Below are 17,456 nucleotides of genomic sequence, written 5' to 3'. Positions count from 1 at the left end.
TCATTGACGAATTCGGCAATGTCACAGCTTTAAATCAGTAATATTCTCAACTTTTTTGAGACAATTAGCCCCATGAAAGAAACGATCACCGATACTTGGCTTGTCGTCCCGTTGTACAACGAGGGCGAAGTCATCGCTGACGTAATTCAACAAGCAAAGAAAATTTTCCCTTTTATTCTTTGTGTTGATGATGGCTCTAAGGACGATTCCGCAGCTCAGGCTTTAGCCGCTGGGGCCTACGTATTGAAGCACCCGGTAAATCTTGGGCAAGGTGCTTCTCTGCAGACAGGTATCGATTTTGTTCTTAAGCAGACATCGGCTAAATATCTAATCACTTTTGACGCCGATGGCCAGCATCAACCCGAAGACGCACGGGCAATGCATACGTTGGCAGAGGCAAATGATCTAGGGATCGTTTTTGGTTCAAGATTTATGGGCACCCCAATTGAATCTGGGTGGTTAAAGCGGATTACCTTACAAGCGGTGGCTTATTTATCTAGATACCGTACCGGATTGAAGCTCTCTGATGCCCACAATGGTCTTCGCCTGCTTCGTAGAGACGCAGCGCAAGCAGTAAACCTAACTCAAAACCGAATGGCACATGCTTCAGAAATCATGGGACAGTTAGCCGCCACAAAGCTACCCTACGCTGAAGCTCCGGTTCATATTCGTTATACCGACTATTCCCGAGCCAAAGGACAATCGTTATTAAACTCTATTAATATTCTCGTCGATTTGGTTATTAGGTAGATCAATGCAAGCTTTATCAACTATGAGTCTCACTGGCGATCAGCTGGCAATTAAGGTCGTCCTGATTATTGGCATATTAATCGTCGCGTATTTTACCTTGCGTTCTCAAGGTGGCGAAAGAACTCTCGCCATAAGGCGTCTTGCGCTGTTCAGCTTCTTGATTTTTGCTGTTATCACCGTACTTTGGCCCAGTTTGTTGTCATATCTTGCATACTTCCTAGGCGTCGGACGTGGCACGGATTTAGTGCTATATCTCCTTGTCATCGCTTTCTTTACTAATCTAGCTACAAGCTACCGACGTACTCTAGCTACTGAAGCGCGACTTACCCAACTAGCTCGCCAAGTTGCTTTCAATTCTTTAGAAATTCCCGATGACGCCCCTGCCGGCAACGAAGCTCCATTTGGTTTGCCTAAGTCAGATAAATAATTTTTCGAGTCATTTACCGCATTTTTCAATTCGCTTGCTAAAGTAGAACACTGTGCAGTACCTTCCACGCTCAAAAACGAGACGTATCGCCAAGCATAGATCACGTCGTCGCCCACTTTTCCCGTGGGTTCGTCTGGCTACCTTAGTAGCCGTTAGTGGACTACTAGCTTCGGGTACTGCCGCAGCCTTCACCGTTAATGATCTTTCAATTGCCATCGAAAAAAGCGTAGTTGAAACTCATAAACTAGTAACTCCGTTACCGCGGGAAACAAATGAACCGCTTCCGCCTGACTCTTACGATGGCAGAGCTATCAATATTCTCTTAATGGGTCGAGATAATGTTGACGAGGACGGCAAAATCCGTGAAGGTGATTCTGGTGAAGGGATGAGAGCTGACACCAACATCTTGATGCATGTCAGTGCAGATCGTAGCCGAGTCGAGATGATCTCCATCCCACGTGACACTATTGTCCGCATACCGCGCTGTCCTCGTTCGGATGGAACTGTTGCTCCTGCTACTAGAGGCATGTTTAATGCCGCCTTTTCTAGAGGTGGAGCGCACGGCGATATTGGCTCAGCAGCTGCTTGCACAATCAATACGGTCCAACAGCTCACTGGTCTTACAATTGACGACTTCGTCGTAGTCAACTTTGCTGGTTTCCGTGGCATGGTGGATGCCTTGGGAGGAGTTGAGATGTGTCTCGACGCCCACTATGCCGATCCACACTACACTGGCCTAGATGTCGGTCCAGGCTGCATGCTAATGGACGGTTTAACCGCTGCTCACTTCGCTCGTGCTCGACATGTTACCAATTCAGATGGTTCGGACACTTCTCGTATCGGTCGGCAACAACAGTTGGTTGGTAGGCTCGTGACAACGGCTTTAGATGAAGCACTTTGGACCCAGGTATCCTTTGCTAAGGAAGCATTGAAAAATGCCAACATGTCACGTCGACTAGGGTCGGTCAGTACTCTGATGGGGCTAGGAAATTCATTGTCTGGAATTGATCGCCACAATATTGTTTTCGCCACCGCACCTTGGACTATCGATCCCGCGGATCCCAACCGCGTATTATTAACATCTAAAGCTGAATTGATGTGGGACGCTTTGGATAAAGATGAACCATTACCTGATGGATTTGAGCGAAAAGATGCCGAGGGTATTGTTCGAGATACCATCGAATTCCATGAGCCATCACCAGAGCCTTCTCCCTCTCCGGACAATAATCTAGCCCCAACCCAGGAGTAGTAATGCCGCAGCAGGAAAATATCCCATCATTCCAACCGGCAGGGCGTCGCCCTCGTCCGCATGGAAAGACTACTAAACCTGCCAAAGCTCAAGGAAAGCCCTTCACCTCATCAAGTGATCCCAAGACACCTCAGAATTATGGTGAAAGGCATTACTCCCCAAAGCCATCGTCTTCAAACGTACCGGCCAATCCTGATCCGTCATCTCGGATTACCTCTGTTCAGCGACCTGAGGGACGTGCTGAGGCAGAATCAATCCAGAGTCAGGCACCTCGCAAGGTTGAGTCCACCAAGAGCTATCATTCTCCCTCGGTAGTTTCTGCGTCCAAAGCTCCTAGAGTTGTTGCGAGCCATCAAAGCCAACGACCAACCACCACTCGCCCAGAAATAAGCGAACAACCTACGTTTTCTCCTGAGCCGAAGACTCCTGTCGCAGGCATTAATATCCCCAAGAAATCTGCTGGTAAAAAACCCGCGTGGTATTTGGGTGGATTCTTTCTGCTATTGATTGTATTGATAGTACTTTGGGGAATCTTCCTTTTTATCACTGCGAGTAATGGTTTAAAACGAATCGATGCTGGAGTTTCAACCAATTACGACACTGGGGATACCTTCTTAATCGCAGGTTCAGATGCGCGTGGAGATAAAGGTGGGGTTAGTGATGATGGGACCGAGGGCGGTCGTACAGACTCAATGATGCTGGTTCATAAAGCCGCCAACGATACATCCCAAGTGGTTTCCTTGCCACGAGACTCTTTCGTTGAAATTCCTGACAATGGTAATAATAAACTAAATGCTGCCTACTCTTTTGGCGGTGCTCCATTGTTAACCCAAACGGTAGAGAATTTAACTGGGCTTCAAGTAAATCACTTTGTGCTAGTTCGTATGGGTGCGGTCTCTCAAATCGTAGATGCACTTGGTGGAGTCGAGCTTTGTTTAGATTTTGATGTGAATGACGAGCGTTCTGAACTTGTTTGGCAGAAGGGTTGTCATCAAGTTGACGGCAAAACTGCTTTGGCGTTCTCTCGCATGCGCTATGGTGATCCCCGTGGTGATCTTGGCAGGCAAGATCGTCAGCGTCAAGTACTGTCTAAAATTGTACAGAAAGCGACTAGTGCAGGAACTATTCTCAATCCAGGGAAGCAGTTAGCGCTAGTACGAGCTGCCACTGGCTCGCTTGAAGTTGATCGAAATACTTCTTTAGTCGATCTGATGAAAATGGCATTGTCTTATCGCTCAGCATCCAAAGATAAGTTGAGCGGGATTCCACCCATTAAGGATCTTGACTATCGTGGCGGGCATGGCTCATCAGTGTTACTCGATCCCAAGGAAGCTCCGGTTTTCTTCAATCGAGTGATGAAGGGTGAGATTAAGCCTGAAGATTTTAATCGGCTTACAGGTAACGAATAAAATAATCTCATTCGCTCATCGAATACTAGAGGCCTGAAGGCGATATTTCTTTTAACTTCACTACCTCTGATTGCGTTAATGTTTATTTCCTTTTCATATACCGACGGGATGTGGAAGCCAACAAACGCAACTATAAGATGATGATCGAGGATACTTGGTTAGACTGTCTACTTTGGAGACAGTGATTCGGGGCGGGATACTGTGAGTATCCCGCCCCGAATCACTGTTATCTATGAGGAATTAGACGCCTTCAATGCGACGTGGTCCTGCTTGCCAAGCACTCCAAGCAGATTCAATGATTTCTGGCAGATAGTGCTGTGCCTTCCAGCCAAGATCGACCGCAATGCGGGAAGGATCACCGATCAACTGAGGCGGATCGCCTGCCCGACGGGCAAGAACTTCAGATTCGAAATCAAGGCCAGTGGTCTTAGCAATCTGGTCAATAACTTCCTTCACCGAGTTACCCTGTCCAGTACCGACGTTGAAAACGTGGTGTTCCATCTCGCCATCAGAGGAGAGATAATCGAGGGCGGCTAGATGAGCCTTTGCCAGATCTAGCACGTGGATGTAGTCACGGATGCAGGTACCATCTGGGGTGGGGTAATCGGTACCGAAGATCTTGGGGCTATCACCCTTTGCAAGTCGGTCTAGCACCATTGGAATTAGGTTTAAGGTGGCGGGATCGCCGAGGTCGTCCCAGCCTGCGCCAGCGACGTTAAAATAACGTAGGCCAGCCCAACGTAGCCCCCATGCGCGTTCACAATCCGCCATCATCCATTCGCCGATCAGCTTCGTTTCACCATAGGGATTGATCGGCTGCTTAACGACATCTTCGCTAACTACCTCTACCGGCGGCATCCCGTAAACGGCGGCGGAAGAAGAGAAAATCATCTGCTTGACGCCGGCTTCTTCCATCGCTAGAAGCATGTTGGCCAAGCCACCAACATTCTGCTGGTAGTACCACATGGGTTTTTCCATCGATTCACCGACCTGCTTACGAGCAGCAAAATGGATAACACCTGTGACTTCATGCTCTTTCATCTGTTTGGTTAGCTCTGCAACTGCATCAGCGCTAGCGACATCGAGCTGTACCAGATGGGCATCTCCGATACGATCTTTGCTGCCATAGCTAAGATCATCAACAACAACAACTTTTTCTCCGCGTTCTTGCAATAGACGAACGACGTGGGCGCCAATATATCCGGCGCCTCCAGCAACTAAAATACTCATGTTTAGTATTCTACTCCTTGTATCGGCTAACTCACAATTTCGGGTTTTCTGTAGGTTATTTTCCTAGTTCAGCCTGAAGCTTCTTACCTTTTTCTTGAGCAAGTTGCTTTAGCTCTTGTTGGAAATCAACCATCTTTTCTCGGATCTTTAATGCTTCTTCGGTAGTTCCAGCTCCTAAAATCTGCAAGGCTAAAAGCCCTGCATTTTTAGCTCCACCAATCGAAACAGTTGCCACCGGGACGCCAGCGGGCATCTGCACGATAGATAACAATGAATCCATTCCGTCTAGATGTTTGAGCGGAACCGGAACGCCAATCACGGGAAGGGGCGTAACTGCCGCCAGCATACCAGGAAGATGAGCGGCGCCTCCCGCACCTGCAATAATGACTTGATATCCTTCAGACGCCGCATTCTGACCAAATTCGATCATCTCAACAGGCATTCTATGGGCAGAAACGACTTGCGCAGTAAAATCAACTCCGAATTCAGTCAGCACGTCTGCTGCGGCTTTCATTGTTGGCCAGTCAGAATCTGAGCCCATCACAATTGCTACTTTCATCGCTTTTCTCCTCTTAGAATTTCAACGGCCTCTTCCGCTTCTGCTTTAATCATTTTTAGATCATTACCAATGACATTGACATGTCCTAGTTTTCGCCCTGGCTTTACGTCTTTACCGTATAGATGCACTTTTGCATTTGGACATTTACTGGCGACAGCCGCTAGTCGAGAAGCTGGCTCTTGCCCGTCCTCGGTCCCCAAAATATTTACCATCACGGTAAAAGGTGCCAATGTTTTCACTGGTTGTAAAGGAAGATCCAGAACCGCGCGCAAGTGTTGCTCGAATTGGCTGATATTGGCTCCGTCCATAGTCCAGTGACCGCTATTATGAGGCCTCATAGCCAGTTCATTAACAAGTACACGTTGCTTGCCGTTTTCCTCAGATACGAACATTTCAACTGCTAGTACCCCCGTTACTCCAAGTTCCTTAGCGATGGTTTGGGAAACCTTTTTTGCTTCCTCTTGAACGGCTTCGGTAATTCTTGGGGCAGGAGCTATTACGGTATGACATACTCCGTTTGCTTGGATGGTTTGCACGAGTGGCCACGACTCACTTGCACCACTAGGGCGACGAGCCAAGAGAGCGGCAACTTCCATCGTAAACGGAACTTTTTCTTCTGCTAATAGTACTTCACGATCTTGCCACCAATCCGCAATTTCCTCAGCAGCGCGGATCACCTTGACACCTTTTCCATCGTAACCACCGGTTGGCGTTTTAATTACGATTTCAGGACCATGGTCGCTAAGGAACTGGGCCACGTCCTCGTTATTGTGGCATGCTTTCCAAGCTGGCTGTGGAAGTCCAAGTTCAGTTAACTTACGACGCAACGCCAATTTGTCTTGGGCATAAAGTAGAGCACTTGCGGAAGGTTGCACCGACATTTTCTTACCAAAATGAGAAAGCACATCAGAGCCGATATGCTCATGTTCGAAAGTTAGAACATCGGCTCCATCGCAGATTTGCGCCACTTCAGACACACTTTTAGGCGACCCAATGGCGGTATTACATATGACTTTGGTAGCACACTCACCTTGACTTTGGGCCAAAACTCTAAGCTCAATATCGAGTGCTTCTGCTGCTGGAGTCATCATACGAGCGAGTTGTCCAGCACCGATCACTGCAACTTTATAGAAAGCCATATGCAATCCTTCTTAATTTAGATGTGAATGTCTTCTGCCTGCTGCCACGAAAGCTTCAGATTCCTTGATATTTGACGTAGGTGCAGCCAACAGGGAAATTCTAAAGCAAGGTGGACGACGACGATACAGTTGGATACTACCACCGTCAGAAGCAAGTAGATCTTTTGCAATCCCCAAACCGAGACCAGAGGATCCTTTTCCAGAAAATCCCTTTTCGAATATTTTTTCAGCTATTTCATCGTCGACTCCTGGCCCCTCGTCCATAACGTCGATATGGAAACTGGAGCCTATCTGACTGCCACCGGCAGCTACCACAGTGGTAGTTCCTGCCCCATATTTCAAAGAGTTCTCTAGGAGTGTGGCTAAGACTTGCGATAATACCGCCGGAGTAACCATGACATTCCCCGTCGAATCATCTTGAATTATCAGTTCTCGATTTACTCGGCTAAATGATTCTTCCCATTCTTCCCGCATCGGAGCAAAAATCTCTAGAACTGACAGTGACTGCGCACTACCTGCTCGACGGTTAGAGGCTTTAGACAATAGCACCTGAACAACTTCGGTTAGTCTCTCTACTTGGGCGATGGAGGCACGAGCTTCTTCTCTAACTTCGTCCTGATCAGTTATGTACTCAATTTCTTCAAGTCTTAGACCGAGGGCGGTCAAAGGAGTTCGAATCTGATGTGAGACATCACGTGAAAACTGTCTTTCTTGTGCAATTCTTGCAGCCATTCGCTCTGCTGTCCGAGCGAGCTCTTCCTGGACTAAGTCAATTTCTTCAATGCCTGATTTTGGCAATGTTCCTCTGGCCTGTCCGGATCCAATTTGTTCAGCTTGTGCTGCCAAGAAAATAAGTGGGGCAGAAAGCCTGCGAGCACCTCGTCTGGAAATAAGATACCCAACTGCCAAAACGACCACTACCCCGCCGGCGATAATCAGGTTCAAATAAAAAATATGTTCTACGGTATCGCTAGCATCCCTTTGGGCAATAATTTCATCGCCATTAGTTAACTCGACCGAGTACTCCATCGTGGGCCAGCTTTGTTTTTCACCTGCTTCGATGTCTTCGCCAGTAAACTTTTTCCATTCGAGGTGAGAAAGCGGCTGGTTACCATCAATCCGCCAATGTTCTAAAAGTACCTCGTCACGGAAAAATGACTTCGCTGAGTATCCTTCGACTACCTTGGCGATAGAAGCGATACGCATCTCGAATGCTTCTTTATCCATTCGCCAAACCATAGTCGAGCCAACAATAGCTGCTGGGAGGGCAAAAAGGATGACGGCAACCAGCAATGCTGTTACCGTCATCCGTAAAAGTCGTTGTAACACTAAATGTCCTGAGTATTGTTAGCTTAAGCCAGGTTCAAACCGGAAACCCATCCCTCTAACCGTGGAAATATACTTTGGATGAGAGGCCTCGTCGTCAAGCTTGCGGCGCAACCATGAAATGTGCATGTCAAGCGTCTTGGAACTGCTCTGAGGATCGGTGGACCAAACTCGTTTCATTAGAACATCACGAGAGACAACGTTGCCAGCTTCAGCGACCAACACAGCCAAAAGATCGAATTCTTTGGCGGTGAGGTGAAGCTCCTCATTCCCTCGATACGCCCGGTGGGCGGCGAGATCAATATGAATGTCTTGGGCATGCAAGTCTCCAGTAGCTTCTTCAGTCTTAGCTGCGCGACGGAACAGTGCCCTCACACGAGCCATTAACTCAGCCAGCCGGAAGGGTTTTGTCACGTAATCGTCGGCACCTGCGTCCAACCCGACAACCATGTCCACTTCCTCGGTACGGGCAGTCAGAATAAGAATTGGAAGTGTTAATCCTCGGGCGCGGATTTGACGAGCAACATCGAGCCCTTCCATATCCGGTAGGCCTAAGTCTAAGACCACGAGATCACAATCGTTAACGTCTTCAAGCGCACCCATACCGGTTTCATGAACCACCACTTGATATCCCTCACGCCCTAGAGCACGAGCAAGAGGTTCACGGATCGCTACATCGTCTTCAACCAATAGTACTTTATTCACATTTACATCATAATGTAAACAAGTTCTTTAAGCATTTTTTACCGGGCAATAAGTTTTACTTAAGTTATTTACCACGAGGCTTGAGCATAAAACGCCTCACTGGCCCAAGACCATGCATATCTTGAGTTTCAAGTTCTTCTAGGAAAAATCGTTTTCCCCAGTCAGAGTCGATAATTGATTGTGCAGTACTCATGTCTACACATACCGCCCCTTGAGGTGCATCATCAACCAACCTAGAGGCAAGGTTCACTGGTGGCCCAAAGACATCACCTGAACGAGAAACTACATATCCCTCTACTAAAGACGCACGTACCGGCAGGAGATCCTTTGCAGCTGAAAACTCTTCAACTAGGGCACAAACAACTTCAGTCGCGGTTTCCAAATCATCCGCAATATACAACACCGCATCGCCAATGGTTTTTACGATTCGAGCGCCTCGAGAAGTAATAACATCACGAGCTAAATATTCAAAACGTCTGATTAAAGTAGAAAGACCACTCGGACTCAAAGTTGCCGAGGTGGAGGTGTAAGCCACCATGTCGACGAATCCCAATGAGCGACGCAAGGGGTAACGATCAGGTTGAGGCTCACTAATTCGTCTCCCCACATAATCTCGTTCCATCCGAGCTAGAAGAGCATAAATGTGTCGACGAAAGGCGTAATTTGCAGCCCGTTCGAGTGCAGGAAGTATCTCGTTAATATGTTCAAGGACTTCTTTTCGAGCAGATAAGTCGCTTTTCCCGATACGCCTTACTTGGTCTTCTACCAAAGTTTCAACTTGCCAGAGTGCGAGCCGATCAGATGTATAAGAGAACGCACGCAAAAGAGAAATCATGGTGTCATGATCGACAATATGGGAGCCGATTAGTTCTCGACAGGTCTCAAGCGCCTCAGCATCAGCTGAGGTAAAAATTTTAGCGTCAGGCTGGACATCCGCAAACCCCATAGCACGCCAGAAGTCAACTACGTCTGCTTCCGAGGTGCCGGCTCGAGCAGCCAGCTCAGACTGCGACAGAAACTCACCGTCGCCAAGCAACTGAGTTCGCAACGCCTGCAGGGCATCACTCGAAGCAGAATGATTTTTACTTTCATTCTGCGCGCAACTTCCTTCTAACATGTGGCTCACATATACATCGTAGAACTAAAATAGGACTCATGACACATTTTAATAATAATTTCACTCTGAAAGTAGTTCTTGCGTCACAATCACCAGCACGTTTGAAACTCCTAAAAGATGCTGGAATCACACCGATTGTAGCAGTATCAAAAGTCGATGAAGATGCTATTTTAACAACCTTAAGCGAAAAACCCTTTGCCGAACAGGTAATTCAACTAGCTAAGGCTAAGGGTAAAGCTATCCAGGCGGAACGTAACGCCTGCGAGAATCCAGAAATTATCATCGCCGCCGATTCAATGTTAAGCATTAATGGCTTGCTTCAAGGTAAACCTCATAACACTGAAAACGTGCTAGCTCGCTGGCAAGACATGAACGGAAAAAGTGGAGAGCTGCTGACTGGCCATGCGGTAATCATTCCTCCAACAACTCGAAGCTTATTGAAGTTGGCCCCCACCACAAACTTGGCTGACTGCCAGTACCGACTTGAAGAACTAGAAAATGAAAGTTTGATAATCTCTGCCTGCAAAAGTACAAAAATTCATCTAGCCACATTAACCCAAGACGAAATAACGGCCTACGCACAAACTGGGGAACCACAGAAAGTGGCAGGTGCCTTAACGATCGATGGTTACGGAGCTCCGTTTGTCGAAGCAATCGAAGGCGACTATCAAAATGTCATCGGCCTATCCCTCACTACCCTAAGAGGAATGCTAAAAACAGTCGGGATCAGCTGGCCACAACTGTGGGACCAAGAAGTTTCCTCTTAACAAGAGAAGGGCTCTCCCCCTTAAACCCGTAAAAGCCTGTTAATATATCACTATGGAACAACAATATGCATATGCCACTGGGCTAGCTTCTGTCACTTACGAAGGTAAAGTACTAGAAGTCTGGTATCCAGAACCTAAACTTGCCAACGAAGCTCCTCAAACCAACCCAGATCAAGAGTTGGCCGACAAGCTCGCAACCGCTACGAACGAAGACGATGCCCGCCATGTACGTACCGAAGTTGTATTCACAGTTAGCAATCTAGCTGAAGCAGTAACAGATACGGCGGATGCCTATTTACGTCTTCAGGTTCTCTCACATCGTCTACGCCAGCCCAATACCATCAACTTAGAAGGACTATTCGGTGCTCTCGTCAACGTTGTCTGGACCGATGCAGGGCCATGCGACGCAGAAACATTTGAGGAAGTACGTTGGCTACTTCGCCTCAAGAATGGCAAGTTCCCTCACGTCTACACGGTTGATAAGTTCCCCTCGCTTACTGATTATGTCCAGCCTGAAGGTGTCCGCATCGCTGATGCACGACGAGTTCGCTTGGGCGCCTACCTCTCCCCTGGCACTACCGTCATGCCAGCAGGATTCGTCAACTTTAACGCTGGCACCCTCGGAACCTCAATGGTGGAAGGCCGCATTGCACAAGGCGTTGTAATTGGAGATGGCAGCGACATTGGCGGTGGCGCTTCCATGATGGGCACCCTTTCAGGCGGCGGTAAAAAGCGCGTCGCCCTCGGCAAACGTTGCTTGCTAGGTGCCGAAGCCGGCCTCGGAATCGCCCTCGGTGATGACTGCGTAGTTGAAGCCGGACTTTACCTAACGGCAGGCACTAAAGTAACAGTAGTTACCGAGGACGAAGAAATCGTCGTCTCCGCTCGTGACCTGTCAGGCCAGTCGAACCTTCTATTCTGGCGAAACTCAAAGACCGGTCGCGTAGAAGCCCGTCCACGCAACGGTGTCGGCATTGAGCTAAATGCCGCTCTCCACGCAAACTGAAATAATTTTGGGGGGGCTCTAGCTATCTGCTAGAGCCCCCCAGAGCATATCTAAACTCAAATGATGGGTGAGGCCTTCAGCCTTTCACAAGCCTGAGCAATTTGTTCATCACAAGCAGTCAAGGCCATTCGAACATGTCCACTAGGATTAGCTTGGTAGAAATCAGCTGGAGCGACCAAGATTCCTCGTTCGGCCAAAGCCCCCACTAATTCCCAGCTAGTCAAAGTCTTCTGCGCGTTAGCAGGTGTGCGTAGCCAAAGATAAAGACCGGCCGTAGCATTTGGATCATTTTCTAAACCAGCAGCCTCAACTGCCGAAATCAAAGCTTCACGCCGACTCCGGTACTTTTCCTTCTGAGCAAGCATAGACTTTTCATCCTCAAGCGCCTCTACCATTGCCGCTTGGACTGGAGCAGGCACGATAAAACCACTATGCTTTCGCAACTCAATCAGCGCGCGAATCAGCCTCTGATCACCAGCCACAAATGCTCCCCGGTAACCTGCAAAGTTTGATTGCTTTGACAAGGAGTAAAGCACCAATAGATTGTGGTTATCGCCAGCAATTACTTCCTCGGACAAAAGCGAAGGCGTGCTTTCTTCCCCTGCCCAGTTCAACTGAGCGTAGCACTCATCGCTGGCAACTACCGCATCATGCTCCCGGGCCCAAGAGACAATCTCACGTAGTCTAGCTACGCTTGCCACTTCACCATGAGGGTTAGCCGGATAATTGATCCAAACAAAATCGGCATCAGGCCAAGTTGCCGGATCAGGATCAACCGGCACCACCCTAGCGTGAGCTAAGAGAGCTGAAATCTCATAGGTAGGATAAGCACAGTTAGGAATTAAAACTGTATCCCCAGGTTCGACCCCAAGTTGCCAAGGCAATAAAGCAACGGCTTCCTTAGAACCGATGGTCGGCAACACCAAATCGCCCTCGGCAAATTTGAGTCCACGGCTACCCAAGTGCTTACGAATCGCATTTTGTAGCTGGCTGGTACCCACCACTGTAGGATAGCTCGGCGAATTTGCCGCCCCAATCAAAGCTTGCTGAACCGACTTTGGAGTATCGTCGACCGGCGAGCCTACTGAAAGATTAACTAATCCCTGAGGATGCTTCGCGGCTAATTCCTTGTAAGGAGTTAGGGAATCCCATGGAAAACTAGGAAGTTTAAAAGTATCTAGATTCAAGGCAATTCCTATTCCAAACCATGCTCTGCTCGATACTCCTCATTCTGCGGCGGCAAGGCTGCGATCATGGGATCGTCAAAATCTAACACACCCGTATTGAAGGCGCCGCCAGGAGAGCCTAGGTCCTTAAAGAAATCAACATTTGCCCGATAGTAATCGCTCCACTGCTCAGGAAGATCATCCTCATAATAAATAGCTTCCGTGGGGCAAACAGGTTCGCAGGCGCCGCAGTCTACACACTCATCTGGATGAATATAAAGGGTACGTTCCCCTTCATAAATACAGTCCACGGGGCACTCTGCGACACAAGCACGGTCTTTAACATCAACACAGGGTTGTGCGATTACATAGGTCATGATTCCTCCATAAGTTTTCTGTGAACATCATACAAGTCATGCCACACAAAAAATACCTTTTTCACTGTGAGTTATCAGATTTAGCCAAAACTCAAGGAAAAACTAAACAATGACTATAAGAATTTACTTCTTAGATTTGTCTGATTTTGCCTTCGCATCTTTGTTTTTTGATTGCGCCGACTTTTCTTTATTCACAGTCTGTTTCTTTTTTGGCTTCGGTTTTGGCCTTGGTCCACAAACAATTCGATTATCAGGCTGGTACGTCCAAGTCCAATCGATTGGTTCCCCAGGCTTACCATCATGGGTAATCTCACGAGTAACTCTTACTGTGAAACCAGCATTACCAGCTCCAGATGGTTCGCAATTTCTATCTAGCCGATATTCTGTCTTCGGTTTCACAATATTTCGATGATCACTGGTAGATTCTTTAACCTCCCAGTACTTGGTAGACCAAGCCTTCACGGTCATTTTTCCGCCCTCAGCCTGCCCCCATAAAACTACCCCGTGGGGAGTATTATTTTTCACCTTCAAATCGTGAGTTCCCGTCCAAAGGGTACATTCACGACCCGCTGGATAACGACGGAAGTACTTAGAATGAGGCTTATGTTCAACGATATCTAGACCAGCAAAAAATGCCGCATTGAGCGTAGTTACACAAACTTGAGACAACCCACCGCCCATGGCATCAATGTGCATACCATCGGAAATAACCCCAGCATTGGCGTAACCGTTAGCTTCAGAAATATCTCCAAGCGCTTTTTCTAGCGAAAAGGTTTCTCCCGGTTTGATCAGCTTTCCAGTAATCTGCGTCATCCCACGGCGTAGGTTCTGGTCTCTTCCAGGTTCAGAATAGTACGGGGTAGTGAACTCCCCTACTACTTCTTTCACTCCCATTCCACTAGCAGCCTGGTCATCAAATTCTGGAGTTTGTTCAGTCACTGTCAAATCAGCTTGTCGGTTTGCACTGAGCCAAGCTGTTTCCATTGATTTTTGCAGTTCTTGGGGAATAATAGTTTTTCCCACTTTGCCCGGCACTACCTTAGGCACGCCGCCGTCAAAAGCGAAACTTGCAGAAACTGGCTCTGGCAATAGATTTTGATGTGATTGACGAAGAGTCTTTGCTATTTCTTCCCAATTGGTGTTCATAACCAACTTGTCACCGGAGTTATCGAAAGTAGTGTTCGCTGTGATTAAAGTAGGCTCTACCTCTAAAGTGCCTTCAGGTAGTTTTAGCTGAACATTTCCAGCAACGATGGGTTGGGCCAATTTATTTTTTTCATCCTCAGCCTGCTCGGTAGTAATCTTCGGCCCGACTTCCGAATAATCTGCTGCTACGGTCAGTTCATCTTGTTGCCAAGCTACTAGGATCTTTTGAAATGTCTTAGCTTCGTCAACTTGAATTCCAGAAACCGCAGGTGACACATTTACTTCAGTTTGAGCAAAACTGAGGTTTGCATTCTCTACGTCTGTATTTAGCGCGTTTGCAATATTTTTTAACTCAGCATTTTGTTTTTCTTGGTCAGTTTTCACTGCCAACTCTGCCACGGGATGGTTAGCAAAATGCTGCCAAATTCGACGGGGATTTAGAGAAAAACCAGTCAATTCAGCTAAGGTCTCACGAGCATCAATCGAAATCCCCAACTTTTGCGCAGTAGTTTTTGCTTCTTTTTCACCTGCGGTAACAGTAATTTCCTGTTGTTCACGTTCTTGCGCCTTTGCCTCCAACTGAGCAATCGCATCATCTGCCTTCTCATTGCCCAATGAGAGACCAAAAACAGAAATCCCAGCAGGAATCTTGTCGGAAACCGCCCAAGCCACTCCTAAATAAGAAAGCGCACAAATCGACACAATTCCAATAGGCAGGACGAGTCTACTCCAGCCAGATCTGGCTTCTTTCGACTGTTTGTCAGTCCCCTGAATACTGGTGTTCTTATTGCTAGTGCTTGTCCCTTTAGGGGAATCTTTTGGCATAGAGCGATTTCCTCCAGTTCTCCTTAAGTGAATGATCGCAAATGTCTACTGGGCTTTGTTTGCTCGGCGTTCCTTGGCAGCGATCTTGAAACGATCTTGAGTCGAGAGCACAACCTTTCGGATTCTTACCGATTCTGGAGTTACTTCAACACATTCGTCTTCAGCAGCAAACTCTAGAGATTCTTCCAAAGTTAGTTTTCGCGGAGGAATCAAGTTTTCAAACTGTTCCGCAGTTGCAGAGCGCATATTCGTCTGCTTCTTTTCACGACAGATATTGACATCCATATCTTCGCCGCGAGGGTTCTCGCCTACGACTTGCCCTTCGTAAACTTCAGAGCCTGGTTCAATAATGAAAGAACCACGTTCTTGCAACTGAGTCATAGCATAAGGAGTGGCTTGACCAGCACGATCAGAAACCAAAGATCCTGTAAGACGACGCTCAATCGGACCGCACCAAGGTTCATATCCAGCCTGAATCGAGGACGCGATACCGGTACCACGTGTTTCGGTTAAGAATGCAGTACGGAAACCGATTAGGCCACGAGCCGGTACGGTAAATTCAAGACGAATCCAACCGGTGCCGTGATTTGCCATGGTTTCCATCCGTCCTTTTCGAGCGGCAAGTAGCTGAGTAACGACGCCTAGGTGCTCTTCAGGGATGTCAATGGTCATGCGTTCCATCGGCTCATGACGTACCCCGTCGATTTCTTTGGTAACTACTTGTGGCTTGCCCACAGTTAGTTCAAAACCTTCACGTCGCATCTGTTCAACTAAGATTGCGAGGGCGAGTTCACCACGCCCTTGAACTTCCCATGCGTCAGGACGTGGGGTCGGCAATACTTTCAAAGAGACGTTACCAATCAATTCCCGATCAAGACGATCCTTGACCTGGCGAGCAGTAACCTTGGCTCCCTTAACCCGACCGGCAAGCGGCGAGGTGTTAATACCAATCGTCATCGAAATAGCGGGATCATCAACAGTAATCAGCGGAAGCGGACGTGGATCGTTAACATCAACTAACGATTCCCCGATAGTAATATTTTCAATACCAGCAACGGCCACAATATCGCCGGCCGTCGCGCTTTGTGCCGGCATACGCTCCAGACCTTCAGTCCGGAGTAGTTCCGAAATCTTCACATTAGACATGGTGCCATCATGCTTTGCCCAAGCGACAGTTTGTCCCTTCTGCAAAGTTCCATTGTGAATACGTAGGAGGGCCAATCGACCTAGAAAAGGTGACGCATCCAAGTTGGTTACGTGAGCCTGTAAAGGCGCTTCCGGATCATACGACGGTCCAGGAATGCGCTCTAGGATAGTTTCGAAAAGTGGCTCTAGGTCACCGTCGGGTAGTTCACCATCAGCTGGTTGAGTTCTAGATGATTTACCGGACTTAGCTGAGGCATAAATAACTGGAACGTCGAGCAATGCATCAAGATCGACCTCTACCCCATCATCATCAAGATCTTGAGCTAGGGCCAATAGCAAATCTGTCGTTTCACTTACTACTTCGGAAATACGAGAGTCGGGACGATCGACCTTATTAACCACCACGACTACCGGTAAACCGGCACTTAGCGCTTTACGAAGCACAAAACGAGTTTGAGGTAGTGGACCTTCTGATGCATCCACTAACAGAACTACACCATCAACCATTGAGAGACCACGCTCAACTTCTCCACCGAAGTCAGCGTGACCAGGGGTATCAATCACGTTAATTGTGACCCCGTCAGTCAAGCCAAGTTTCTGAGCTGCTGGACCTCGGTAGTGTACTGCAGTGTTCTTAGCAAGAATCGTGATGCCTTTTTCACGTTCAAGATCTCCGGAGTCCATGACCCGTTCGCCAGTTTTTTCAACTGTGGCCCGTTCGTCGAAAACCCCTGATTGCCAAAGCATAGCGTCAACCAAAGTGGTTTTACCGTGATCGACGTGAGCCACAATAGCCACGTTACGAAGATCAGAACGAATACTCATTTTTACCATCACTCTCATCCAGTTATTTACGCATAACTGATGTTTCTTTATTAATGTATTGATTTAACACACTCAGCATATCTCAAGCGGACAGATAAAGACCAGATAAACCACTCAAAATATAGCGACTTCACAAGTTACGTTTAGTGATACCGCATTACTACGGCACGCCGGCAGATGACGAAAGACGAATTTGAATGTAAAGTAAGTGTGCTCTTAGTAGTTTCATTAATCAGACTTTAGGTTAATGAAAGCGAAGTGAAGAGCCGGAAGTGTTGAACCACATT

General features: G+C 47.7%; 16 protein-coding genes. 6 read left to right on the top strand and 10 right to left on the bottom strand.

Translation table 11 applies throughout. The annotated features are described in order from the left end of the window. The first annotated feature begins 72 nt into the window (after positions 1–72). Genes BK816_RS03295 through BK816_RS09640 form a run of 4 tightly spaced genes read left to right on the top strand, consistent with a single transcriptional unit; the run spans position 73 to position 3,835 of the window. Positions 73–750, top strand: a complete 678-nt coding sequence (locus tag BK816_RS03295) for a glycosyltransferase family 2 protein (protein ID WP_071163901.1) — start codon at positions 73–75, stop codon at positions 748–750. Positions 751–772: 22 nt separating this feature from the next. Further along, the gene (locus BK816_RS03290; RefSeq protein ID WP_170299655.1) at positions 773–1,177 is read left to right on the top strand and encodes a DUF2304 domain-containing protein; all 405 of its coding nucleotides are present in this window, start codon (positions 773–775) and stop codon (positions 1,175–1,177) included. A gap of 52 nt (positions 1,178–1,229) precedes the next feature. Further along, the gene (locus BK816_RS03285; RefSeq protein WP_071163899.1) at positions 1,230–2,426 is read left to right on the top strand and encodes an LCP family protein; all 1,197 of its coding nucleotides are present in this window, start codon (positions 1,230–1,232) and stop codon (positions 2,424–2,426) included. Positions 2,427–2,428: 2 nt separating this feature from the next. Further along, positions 2,429–3,835 (top strand): LCP family protein, encoded by a 1,407-nt coding sequence (locus BK816_RS09640; protein ID WP_083379042.1) that lies wholly within the window; start codon positions 2,429–2,431, stop codon positions 3,833–3,835. A 240-nt stretch (positions 3,836–4,075) separates the two neighbouring features. Here the strand turns inward: BK816_RS09640 and galE are convergent, their stop codons facing one another. The 6 genes from galE to BK816_RS03250 form a co-directional block, all read right to left on the bottom strand. Continuing rightward, on the bottom strand, positions 4,076–5,065 hold the full coding sequence (gene galE, locus BK816_RS03275) for a UDP-glucose 4-epimerase GalE (protein ID WP_071163898.1): 990 nt from the start codon (positions 5,063–5,065) through the stop codon (positions 4,076–4,078). Positions 5,066–5,120: 55 nt separating this feature from the next. Next, entirely contained in the window at positions 5,121–5,624 is a 504-nt protein-coding gene (gene purE / locus BK816_RS03270) for a 5-(carboxyamino)imidazole ribonucleotide mutase (RefSeq protein ID WP_071163897.1), read from the bottom strand. Continuing rightward, positions 5,621–6,763: a 5-(carboxyamino)imidazole ribonucleotide synthase gene (locus BK816_RS03265; RefSeq protein WP_071163896.1), complete on the bottom strand. Its 1,143-nt coding sequence runs from the start codon at positions 6,761–6,763 to the stop codon at positions 5,621–5,623. Before BK816_RS03265 ends, purE begins: the two co-directional genes overlap by 4 nt. Positions 6,764–6,775: 12 nt before the next feature. After that, positions 6,776–8,092: a sensor histidine kinase gene (locus BK816_RS03260; protein WP_071163895.1), complete on the bottom strand. Its 1,317-nt coding sequence runs from the start codon at positions 8,090–8,092 to the stop codon at positions 6,776–6,778. An 18-nt stretch (positions 8,093–8,110) separates the two neighbouring features. Next, positions 8,111–8,794: a response regulator transcription factor gene (locus BK816_RS03255; protein ID WP_071163894.1), complete on the bottom strand. Its 684-nt coding sequence runs from the start codon at positions 8,792–8,794 to the stop codon at positions 8,111–8,113. 64 nt (positions 8,795–8,858) lie between these two features. Beyond that, positions 8,859–9,911: an adenylate/guanylate cyclase domain-containing protein gene (locus BK816_RS03250; protein WP_071163893.1), complete on the bottom strand. Its 1,053-nt coding sequence runs from the start codon at positions 9,909–9,911 to the stop codon at positions 8,859–8,861. A 38-nt stretch (positions 9,912–9,949) separates the two neighbouring features. Between BK816_RS03250 and BK816_RS03245 the strand changes: the two genes are divergently transcribed. Together BK816_RS03245 and dapD are read left to right on the top strand one after the other, a co-directional pair. Next, positions 9,950–10,678: a Maf family protein gene (locus tag BK816_RS03245; RefSeq protein ID WP_083379039.1), complete on the top strand. Its 729-nt coding sequence runs from the start codon at positions 9,950–9,952 to the stop codon at positions 10,676–10,678. 52 nt (positions 10,679–10,730) lie between these two features. Next, entirely contained in the window at positions 10,731–11,684 is a 954-nt protein-coding gene (gene dapD / locus BK816_RS03240; RefSeq protein WP_071163892.1) for a 2,3,4,5-tetrahydropyridine-2,6-dicarboxylate N-succinyltransferase, read from the top strand. 56 nt (positions 11,685–11,740) lie between these two features. Here the strand turns inward: dapD and dapC are convergent, their stop codons facing one another. From dapC to typA, 4 genes are all read right to left on the bottom strand, one after another. Continuing rightward, the gene (gene dapC, locus BK816_RS03235) at positions 11,741–12,871 is read right to left on the bottom strand and encodes a succinyldiaminopimelate transaminase (protein WP_236842352.1); all 1,131 of its coding nucleotides are present in this window, start codon (positions 12,869–12,871) and stop codon (positions 11,741–11,743) included. Positions 12,872–12,879: 8 nt separating this feature from the next. Continuing rightward, the gene (gene fdxA, locus BK816_RS03230; RefSeq protein ID WP_071163890.1) at positions 12,880–13,227 is read right to left on the bottom strand and encodes a ferredoxin; all 348 of its coding nucleotides are present in this window, start codon (positions 13,225–13,227) and stop codon (positions 12,880–12,882) included. A gap of 123 nt (positions 13,228–13,350) precedes the next feature. Continuing rightward, positions 13,351–15,198, bottom strand: coding sequence for a VanW family protein (locus BK816_RS03225; RefSeq protein ID WP_083379037.1), 1,848 nt, complete (start codon positions 15,196–15,198; stop codon positions 13,351–13,353). Positions 15,199–15,243: 45 nt separating this feature from the next. Continuing rightward, complete coding sequence (gene typA, locus BK816_RS03220; protein ID WP_071164909.1) at positions 15,244–17,169, bottom strand: translational GTPase TypA; 1,926 nt, start codon at positions 17,167–17,169, stop codon at positions 15,244–15,246. Positions 17,170–17,456: the final 287 nt, after the last annotated feature.

This window comes from Boudabousia tangfeifanii (genome assembly GCF_001856685.1).
In the GTDB taxonomy this organism is placed as follows: Bacteria; Actinomycetota; Actinomycetes; order Actinomycetales; family Actinomycetaceae; genus Boudabousia; species Boudabousia tangfeifanii.
The sequence above is the reverse complement of the archived record's forward strand: the minus strand, read 5'-3'. Positions and strand labels throughout refer to the sequence as shown.